Source organism: Arcobacter cryaerophilus gv. crypticus (assembly GCF_002993025.1).
GTDB lineage: Bacteria > Campylobacterota > Campylobacteria > Campylobacterales > Arcobacteraceae > Aliarcobacter > Aliarcobacter cryaerophilus_B.
This window is the reverse complement of the sequence record NZ_NXGI01000049.1, coordinates 1-488: the sequence shown is the minus strand read 5'-3', so window position 1 is coordinate 488 and position 488 is coordinate 1. Positions and strand designations below refer to the sequence as shown.

The following is a 488-nucleotide window of genomic DNA, read 5'->3' as shown; positions in this document are numbered from 1 at the left end:
TATGCATTACTTTTATGATGAAAACTATTTTCATTAATATTTATAGTTTGATTTTTATTATAATTTATAGAGAAATCTAACATCATATCAGTATGAGAATCACTGTAATTCAAAGATACTATATTTAAACCTTTTACAGTTCTATGTTCTTTATTACTCCAAAGATTTCTGCAGCTTCCTTGAATATATTTACCTCTTTTAATTTCAACAGTATCATCAATGATAAGAACTTTTACATCAGTTGTTTTTTGAAGTATATGTAATTTTGATATTAATTTTACAGAAGTTAATAGTAATAGTTTTCTCCAATTGTATCTATTGCTTTTTAGTAATCTGTAATATACATCTTTTTTAAAGCTATCGTTGCTGTATTTCATAAAACTAGAAATTTTTCTATTTATTACAAACATATATAAAAAATGTAAAATTATCATATATGGTTTTACACCAATATCTCTTTTTATAAAATTACTTTGTTTTAAAATAGA

The 488-nt window shown here is 21.3% G+C and carries 1 protein-coding gene; it reads right to left on the bottom strand.

Annotated elements, in window-relative coordinates; translation table 11 throughout:
• On the bottom strand, nt 1-488 hold a 488-nt coding region (locus tag CJ670_RS10925; protein WP_165785213.1), incomplete at both ends, for a transposase.